This window comes from Sphingomonas yabuuchiae, assembly GCF_014199595.1.
In the GTDB taxonomy this organism is placed as follows: domain Bacteria; phylum Pseudomonadota; class Alphaproteobacteria; order Sphingomonadales; family Sphingomonadaceae; genus Sphingomonas; species Sphingomonas yabuuchiae.
In genome coordinates, this window is record NZ_JACHNX010000027.1 from 21,858 (window position 1) to 29,135 (window position 7,278).

Here is a 7,278-nt window from a genome sequence, read left to right on the forward strand (position 1 = left end):
GTATCACCCGCCCTGCACGGAGCGCAGCGAAGGAAGGGCGGGGAAACCCGCCTGGTCGCCAAGCGGAGCCGCGCAGCGGCGGAGACGGTCTAGCCCTTGCGGCAGGGGGCAGGAACAGGCCCCAAACGCGACAAATCAGCGCGGCGGCTTGCCGCCTCAATCTGCGCCAGGACAGGCGGTGGCAGTTGCCACCGCCTGCACCGATCAACCCGGCTTGCGGATCGCAAGCAAAACAGTGTTCACGTTGGTTCCGGCGTGGGCGAAAGAACCGGGGGGAAGGTCGATCCATTTGCGACCGTGGAAATAGATCGCCTCGCAACCAGCGATCATGCGGTGTAGCGCCTTGTGGCGCTGATCCTCGCCATACTCTGCCCGCGCGCTCATGATTGCCACCAGCACGCCTCCCGGTTTGAGAAAGGCGAGGGCATGGCGCACATGGTCACAGTCGCGGCCTCGATCAAAAGGCGGGTTCATTATCACCGCGTCGAACGGTGCGTAATGGGCCGGGTCCAATGCGAGAAAATCGCCCTCGATCGCATCGGCAAAGCCGTGGATTACGCGTAGTTCGTGGGCGAAGCCGGGTTGCAGCTCCACGCAAGTTACATCGGCACCAGCGTTGCGCGCGGCCGAAGCAAGCGCGGCCTTTCCCGCGCTAGGCTCTAGAACGCGCTGGCCTGTGCTGATCCTCGCATGTTCGATGACCTGGGCGGCGATCTCCGGGGAAGTCATGAACGCGCCGAAGTTCTTAGCGGGCGTGATATGATAGGCCGGGGCCGCTTCTGCCTCGGTCGTCTCATAGCCATCACCGATAGCCTCGCCGTAATATTCCGCGAGCAACAGATTCACGCTCTGCAGAAGGTCGTCACGCTCGAACCATATGTGCAGATTCCCATTCTTGAAGACGCGAACGCGGAAATAGTCGCCCTCGATCACGGTTGGCAGCGATCCGCGCACGCGTGCCGAATCGGCAACCTGTGAGGCGATGCTGTGGCCCTCTGAAACCGGGGGCTTTTCGTCCAGTTCCAGAAAGACGCGCTCCACGTCCCGCAACGTGTCGCGGCGCTCGTAGCGGTCCCATGATCCCCATTCGTTCAAGGCGCGGTCGATGATGAGACGCGCGCCGATCTTGAAACCGTTGTGCGAGCGAAAGCGGCGATCCAGCTTGGCGAAGACGTTGGCGATGCCGCGCAAATAAAGGTCGCGCCGGTTGGTCCAGATATTCCCGAAAGTGGCGGCGCAGTTGTCGGGCGTGAACGGCACGGGATCATCGCGCAAGCCGTCATGAAACTCCTTGCGGGCCTGCTGGTCTAGCAGCTGGTCAAAACCCAGCTGCTCCATGAGGGCCGCCCAGCACCGACGGTCCATCGTGTGCGTCAAGACGCGCTCGAAATTGTCGCGTGCGGCGATGGTCTGGCGCGCTCCCGTCTCCTTGTCGCGCTGCTCGATAGGCTGCGACTGGATAAAAGCGCGGGTCAACGTGTCCTCGGTCCAGTCGCGGCCACATGACAGCGACAGTGCGCCGCCAAGGGTCAGGCGCGCCGCCTCGTCGCGGGTTGCATGGTAGGTGTCATAGAGGCCCAGCCAAAGGGCTATGGCCTTGTCTCGGCCGTCGCAAATATCCGCGATCTGCGCGGGCGTCATAAGCTCCTGGCCCATGTTCACGCCCCCTCGACAATAAGAGCGCCAAAGCCGAAGCCCTCGGCGGCGTCCTCGATGGTGGTCACAAGGCCGTCAAAATCTTCCTCCGGGCCTAGTAGATCGGCAATCTCGATGACGGCGGGAAGGTCAGCGCCATGATTTTCGGCGAGGTCTTTGATGTAGCCGAAGCGGTCGAAATTGCCCTCTTCCTCATAGCGAGCGAGCGGGATGGTGCGGGCGGCGTTGATCCGAAGAATTGTTGCCAGCGGAATGTCGGTCATGTGCTGTTTTCCCTGCCTAGAATGGAGCCGAAGGCGATGACGGGTCATCGACTTCTGCCCAGCGGCGAGCAGGGCCGGGGAATGCCGCAAATCAGGGCCGATCAGGGGGGAGGGGGATCACCCGTCCTGCACGGAGCGTAGCGAAGGAAGGGCGGGGAAACCCGCCTGATCGCCAAGCGAGGCCGCATAGCGGCCGAGACGGTCCAGCCCTTGCGGCAGGGGGCAGGAACAGGCCCCGAAGTCGAACAGCGGGCACGGCGGCATTGCCGCCTCAATCTAGGGAAAAGCGCCCGCCAGGTCATAGCGTAGCGGCGACCTAGCGGGCGCTGCGGCATGTCGCCGGCGACATGCCCAACGGATAGCGCCGGAAGCATCCGAGTAATCGGATCCTCCGTCAGTTTAATTGCCCGAGCGGTTGCGCGACACGTCCGCATAAGGTTTGCGGCGGCACTGGCTGCACCGAAGCCGCGCGATGAGTTCGTATATGCGGGTATCGAAAGAAATGCGGCGTGAGCGGGCGAAGTCGCCCAGCGGGGCGACGACGCGGCGACCGCAAGCGCACTGGATGCGCAGATAGCAGCCTTGCCGATACCAGATAGGATCAATGGGCTTGGGGCGGTTGTAGTTCGCGGCCGTTGGGCGCTTATGCGCCAAACGGAACAGGAGGGGAACGCGCCGCGCGCACGCCGGTTATTGGATTGGCAAGGGAAAAGGGCTATATAGGCAATGCTTCGTGTGCTGATTCATTTCACGCACCTACCTGAACCCGCCGTGCTGTCACACGGCGGGTTCAAACTTTTAGGGCGGGCGGCCCTGTCAGACCACCCGCCCCGCTGGATCAGCCCTTATCGGACTTCCCCAGCTTCACAATTGCAATCACGAGCGCGACGGCTGCGATCGTCAATTGAGCTGCTTCATATGCTGTCAAATCACATCACCTCCTTTGAGCGAGAGGATTTGCGAAAGGCCGCTGTCACAGTCCTTCGCCCTCGCTCGATGAAGGCTATACAACGGACTGGCGAGAATGCGCGCGAAACGCTCTTCACATTTTCATAAAGCCGTTGGATGATCCCCGGCGACCGTTGATGAAAAGGGGAAGCTATGAGCCTCGTATCGCAGGTTAGTGCCGATGACTGGGAGAGCGCATGGCGAATAGTCCGTCATCGCGAAATCATGGAACGACTGATTCCGCTTTGGGCCGTGCTCGGCGTTGCGCTGGTGCTGATGGGCGTAGACCTGGGCGGGCGTCTGCTGTGGACGCTGCCGATGATCGGATATGTCTTTGGGGTGATGGCGGTCGATCACGGCCCTGATTACCGCGCCGCGAAATATTGGGTGCCGGTCCTGGGAAGCCAAGCGGCGGCGCTGCTGCCTCTCATCGCCAAATTCTAGATCTCTCTGAAAGCGGTGGCAGCTGCCACCGCTCCACGCCGGTCAAGCTCTGCCCTCGAAGCGGGCGATCAGCTGCCCTGCTACGGAAGTAATTTCGGCGGGGTCGGCGGTTTGAGTGCAATCGCCGCCTACAACAGCGCCGAGCGTGCCGCCGTCCAGTTGGACAACGTGGACACGCCACACGTCGCGCCGGAGTTCGTATTGATCGGGAAGCGGCCTCTGCATGATTTCATGAAACACTAGGTCAACCCATTGGCGCGCGTCCGGATCGGAAGACGCATCGGCGTAGTCGGCGCGGCTCGCCATGACGCTGTATCGGTCGCCTAGCATGAATTGGCGTTCGCGCGCGCGCCGGTCCTGCTCGATCCGCGTTACGCGATCTTTTTCCGCCCGCTTCATCGCCTGTTTCATCCGAACATCGTCGGCGCTGCGCGTCAGCGCCGCCATGATGTTGGGGACGCGCGCGGGCATATAATGCCCCGCGCGCTCGGCCGCCTCGATCACAAATTGCAAATCGCTGATCTCGGTAGGCGAGAGGGTGACGCGAACGGCGCTCGCCGTGTTGCTGATTTTCATGGCTGCGGCTCCGGCTCTTCTTTCGCCTTGTAGGCGGCAAGGCCGATCCATGATCCGTTGTCGCCGCGAAACTGGCGCACAACATCGCCGCCGTCCCAATGGCCGGTGAAGATGCCGCGCCGGTTGATGCCGCCGACGGGGCGCGTGCGCGCCGCCAGAAGGCGGGCGCGGCGCGTGTCTCGATCTAGGTGGCGCATGGGTTGCATGGTCAATCCTTCCTATTCGCTGGCGGTGTCGAGGTTTGTGCCGATCTCGTCGGCGTCGAAGTCTTCAAGGGCTGAAATCGCGCTTTCCAGTTCGGAAACTGCGGCGTCCATCGCCTGCGCACGTTCGCTGTCCTCAAGGCTGGGTGGTAGATTCTCGCGGGCGGCCTGTTCGTCATCCTTGACGGTTTCAAGCATGTCGCGCGCCTCATCCAACAGGGCTTTGCCCTTGTCGATCAGCACGCGGGCGGCGGCGATCTGCTTGCGGCGTTCGCGGTTCATGCCTCTGCCCTCACGTCGCCGCTGTCGATCTGGAATCCTGCGCGGGCCAGCTCGTCACAAAGGGCGTGCTGCCTCTCTTCGCGGGTGCCGCTGGTGGCGATATAGCTGCATCGCCCCCAATGGAACGCGAAGCCTGCACGTTTCAGGCATCCGCGAAACCGCTGGTGGGTGCGGTGGCTCCAATCCAGTGTGCCCGCATAGTTGCGGAAAGCGGCGACGGCGCAGACGGAACCATAATTCTCATCACGCCAGCTAAGCTCGATAACCGGGGGCGATTTGGTCATGATGGCCTCCCTCAATATTCACTGGTTAGGAGAATGGTGAGCACGCGGGTTGTGGCATCGGGATTCCACGGTTCGGCGCTGCCAAATTCAAGATCGCGGTCGTAATAGTCGAACTTCCACATGACCGAGAGGGCTGGGCGCGTGCTGTCGTCAGTCCAGCGGGTATGCCATTGGCCAATCACATCACGATAAAGGAAACCGGCGTCATGCTCGCCGTGCGGGTCGTTGTCGGGTGTGAAATCCTCAAAGCCCTCGATCATCTTGAGAATGTCGGACTGCGTGTTCTCGTCCAGCGCCGCGATGCCTTGCGTAATCACGGTGCGACAAGTCACACCCATCGTTCGCCGCGCAATGTCGTTCAGCGCCGCGATGGTGGCGATCTGGTCAGTTGTCGCTTCCATTTTCCTCACTCCTTTAGGCGAAGCCGCTGCCTGCGGCCTGCGGCTCTGACCCGCTGGCGAAGCGCGGGATGGGGAGGGGGAAGCAAAATCGATGGGAGTGGTGCGGGCGGCGCGTCTAGGGAGGCCCCGGCGCGCGCGAGCGCGCCGGAACTGGCCGAACTTGGCGTGCAACCCGGTCCTGTCGATTATGCTTCGGGAACGAAAGGGCGGGTGCCCTTGGTGTTCCCCCCGGTGGCAACTGCCACCACTGACGGGGCGCGGCCCTGGGCCGCTCGATCCTATGTGGCAGCTGACAGACTACTAGGCGCGCGGCCCTGGCCGCTCATTTTCAGCGCTCGCGGTCCTTTGATTTCTCGGCCGCCTGTGTCGGTGATTTGCCTTCGCGCAATGTTGCGGCGACATGCGCCTTTGCGCTTTCGACGATCTGCGCCAGCTGTTCCTTCGATGCGCCGCGCTCGGTAGCTGTCGCGACGCGCTTATCAATGGCGAGCTGGAATTGCGCGAACCTGGCATCGGCCCGGTTCTGCTCAGGCGAGTTTTTCTCGAATTGCGCGGCAAGGCGTAGATCAACCTGACTGACGCCGGGAGGCATGACTTGCAGACGTAGCGCGCGATCGGCGGCCTGAATGTCGCGGTCGGTCATTTTCGAAAGGAAATCTGCGGCGCCCGCGCTGATGGCGCGGACTCTTTGCAGCGGGTCCATGCCCTCGGACCAATTGACCTCGATCTGATGATAGCGGCGTTGCTCAATCAGCTGAAGGTGGTGCATCGGCCCTTTGGGATCGCGGAAAAAGGCAAGCTCCTGCGCTGAACGTGCGGCCAGCTGGCGCATGTCAGCGGACGTTTCCGCGATCCGGTTAAGCTGCTCATGCTGCCGCGACGCAACGGTTTGCGCAGTAGGTAGGTAACGGCTAATTTGATCCTTGGCCTGCTCGATACTCATTGCGCGCCGTTCGCCAACTGGCATGAGAGATTCCATCGAGGGCGGAAACGCGATGCCCGCTGGCCCACGCGCTGGCTCGACGCGGTTCTGTTCGAGCGGCATTGCATCGCGGATGACTTTGGCGAGGGAGGCGTGATTTCCGGTATGGAAGCTATCGCGGCTCGCCTCCATCCAGTCCTTCGGCCCCATTGCCTGGATCGAGACGAATTTTTCGGCCGCAAGGGAATGTAGCTGCAAGTGCAGCCGCATGGTGCGACCATTGCCCTCACGGAACGGATGAACGGCATTTAATTCGGAAATATGTCGCCCCATGGTATCGGCAAAGCGATCACGATCCATCGACTTGAGGGTTTGGAGGTCGGGCAGCTGCTTAAATTCGTGCTCCATGCTGCGGGCAATGAAGTGCGCTCGGGCAAAAGTGCTGCCGGGTTTGCTTATGTCCACGGTCCGAAAGCGCCCCGCCCAATCATATACGTCCTGAAACAGATGATTGTGCAGTTCGCGATACTCGCGCGCATTCGTCGCCGGCGCGGCGCGCTGCACGACCAGCTCGCCATGTCGGACAACCGAGAAGAAAGCTTCTCGCTCCTTGAGGATATTATCGTCGCGGATTCCCAGCTTGTTCCGAAGAACGTCGCTGTTACGCCAGGTGTAAGGGTCGCTCACCAATCATGCAGCAAGTTTCTGGCGGGACAGAACATCACGGTTGTAGTCCTGCGCCAGACCAATCACCACATCGACGGGAATTTGGGTTTCGACCAACAGCAAACAAAAAGAATGGTCATCCGAAACCAATTCAAGTCCTTCAATCTTGCAATTTGCGATTGCTTCGCAATAAGCTGCCATCACGTCAGGAATGTCTTCCTGCCGACGCGGCTCATACCCCATCGCCTTGATGCGATTCCTGTAGGTGTCGATGATATTTTCCATTTTGCACCTAAAAACGACCTGCTCCCGCCCATAGTTAACATGTCGGGATTTGTATATAAACCACATTGAGTAGCCCCCCATATTTCACTTTCCTGAAATGAGACGCCGCGCAAGCGCGGCGTCTCGTGCATTTTGCGGGGCGGGGCATTCAATCCGCTTGGTCGGTCATCATCGCCAATAGGTAGTCGGCGGCGTTCTGCGCCTCGCGGGCTGCCTCAAAAATGGCGCGCTTGTCGTTGCGGAGCGCGGTCAATAATCGCGAGGTATCGATAATGTGAAGGAACGCGGCTTTAGCGTCTGAAATCCGCAGAATTCCGCCGTTATCTGATGGTCTTTGCTTCGCATTAT

Annotated in this window: 11 protein-coding genes and 1 pseudogene; 1 reads left to right on the forward strand and 11 read right to left on the reverse strand. The window is 60.9% G+C overall.

Annotated elements, in window-relative coordinates; genetic code table 11:
* Window positions 1-204: 204 nt before the first annotated feature.
* The 3 genes from GGQ89_RS17970 to GGQ89_RS17980 all read right to left on the reverse strand — a co-directional run bounded on the left by GGQ89_RS17970 (window position 205) and on the right by GGQ89_RS17980 (window position 2,183).
* Window positions 205-1,656, reverse strand: coding sequence for a DUF4942 domain-containing protein (locus GGQ89_RS17970; protein WP_234831424.1), 1,452 nt, complete (start codon window positions 1,654-1,656; stop codon window positions 205-207).
* A gap of 2 nt (window positions 1,657-1,658) precedes the next feature.
* Window positions 1,659-1,919, reverse strand: coding sequence for a hypothetical protein (locus GGQ89_RS17975; RefSeq protein ID WP_122129121.1), 261 nt, complete (start codon window positions 1,917-1,919; stop codon window positions 1,659-1,661).
* 117 nt (window positions 1,920-2,036) lie between these two features.
* Complete coding sequence (locus GGQ89_RS17980) at window positions 2,037-2,183, reverse strand: hypothetical protein (RefSeq protein ID WP_172799925.1); 147 nt, start codon at window positions 2,181-2,183, stop codon at window positions 2,037-2,039.
* A gap of 837 nt (window positions 2,184-3,020) precedes the next feature.
* Here GGQ89_RS17980 and GGQ89_RS17985 point away from each other — a divergent pair.
* Window positions 3,021-3,311, forward strand: coding sequence for a hypothetical protein (locus GGQ89_RS17985; protein ID WP_142639886.1), 291 nt, complete (start codon window positions 3,021-3,023; stop codon window positions 3,309-3,311).
* A gap of 42 nt (window positions 3,312-3,353) precedes the next feature.
* Here GGQ89_RS17985 and GGQ89_RS17990 read toward each other — a convergent pair whose 3' ends face one another.
* The 8 genes and pseudogenes from GGQ89_RS17990 to GGQ89_RS20125 all read right to left on the reverse strand — a co-directional run.
* Complete coding sequence (locus GGQ89_RS17990) at window positions 3,354-3,887, reverse strand: hypothetical protein (RefSeq protein WP_142639888.1); 534 nt, start codon at window positions 3,885-3,887, stop codon at window positions 3,354-3,356.
* Window positions 3,884-4,093, reverse strand: coding sequence for a hypothetical protein (locus tag GGQ89_RS17995; RefSeq protein WP_004213310.1), 210 nt, complete (start codon window positions 4,091-4,093; stop codon window positions 3,884-3,886). Before GGQ89_RS17995 ends, GGQ89_RS17990 begins: the two co-directional genes overlap by 4 nt.
* A gap of 12 nt (window positions 4,094-4,105) precedes the next feature.
* Window positions 4,106-4,372, reverse strand: coding sequence for a hypothetical protein (locus GGQ89_RS18000; protein WP_008831641.1), 267 nt, complete (start codon window positions 4,370-4,372; stop codon window positions 4,106-4,108).
* Window positions 4,369-4,656: a hypothetical protein gene (locus tag GGQ89_RS18005; protein WP_142639890.1), complete on the reverse strand. Its 288-nt coding sequence runs from the start codon at window positions 4,654-4,656 to the stop codon at window positions 4,369-4,371. Before GGQ89_RS18005 ends, GGQ89_RS18000 begins: the two co-directional genes overlap by 4 nt.
* Window positions 4,657-4,667: 11 nt before the next feature.
* The gene (locus GGQ89_RS18010) at window positions 4,668-5,057 is read right to left on the reverse strand and encodes a DUF3768 domain-containing protein (RefSeq protein ID WP_008831643.1); all 390 of its coding nucleotides are present in this window, start codon (window positions 5,055-5,057) and stop codon (window positions 4,668-4,670) included.
* A gap of 328 nt (window positions 5,058-5,385) precedes the next feature.
* Window positions 5,386-6,666 carry a Fic/DOC family protein gene (locus GGQ89_RS18015; RefSeq protein WP_142639892.1) on the reverse strand — a complete coding sequence of 427 codons (1,281 nt, stop codon included), beginning with the start codon at window positions 6,664-6,666 and terminating at the stop codon, window positions 5,386-5,388.
* A 3-nt stretch (window positions 6,667-6,669) separates the two neighbouring features.
* Entirely contained in the window at window positions 6,670-6,930 is a 261-nt protein-coding gene (locus GGQ89_RS18020) for a hypothetical protein (protein WP_142639894.1), read from the reverse strand.
* Between the two features lie 148 nt (window positions 6,931-7,078).
* Window positions 7,079-7,278 (reverse strand): annotated as a pseudogene (locus GGQ89_RS20125) (hypothetical protein); the annotation flags it as partial.

Coding starts and splice junctions, on each gene's coding strand:
- GGQ89_RS17970 (WP_234831424.1), bottom strand. CDS start 1,656: ATGGGCCAGGAGCTTATGACGCCCGCGCAGATCGCGGATATTTGCGAC.
- GGQ89_RS17975 (WP_122129121.1), bottom strand. CDS start 1,919: ATGACCGACATTCCGCTGGCAACAATTCTTCGGATCAACGCCGCCCGC.
- GGQ89_RS17980 (WP_172799925.1), bottom strand. CDS start 2,183: ATGCCGCCGTGCCCGCTGTTCGACTTCGGGGCCTGTTCCTGCCCCCTG.
- GGQ89_RS17985 (WP_142639886.1), top strand. CDS start 3,021: ATGAGCCTCGTATCGCAGGTTAGTGCCGATGACTGGGAGAGCGCATGG.
- GGQ89_RS17990 (WP_142639888.1), bottom strand. CDS start 3,887: ATGAAAATCAGCAACACGGCGAGCGCCGTTCGCGTCACCCTCTCGCCT.
- GGQ89_RS17995 (WP_004213310.1), bottom strand. CDS start 4,093: ATGCAACCCATGCGCCACCTAGATCGAGACACGCGCCGCGCCCGCCTT.
- GGQ89_RS18000 (WP_008831641.1), bottom strand. CDS start 4,372: ATGAACCGCGAACGCCGCAAGCAGATCGCCGCCGCCCGCGTGCTGATC.
- GGQ89_RS18005 (WP_142639890.1), bottom strand. CDS start 4,656: ATGACCAAATCGCCCCCGGTTATCGAGCTTAGCTGGCGTGATGAGAAT.
- GGQ89_RS18010 (WP_008831643.1), bottom strand. CDS start 5,057: ATGGAAGCGACAACTGACCAGATCGCCACCATCGCGGCGCTGAACGAC.
- GGQ89_RS18020 (WP_142639894.1), bottom strand. CDS start 6,930: ATGGAAAATATCATCGACACCTACAGGAATCGCATCAAGGCGATGGGG.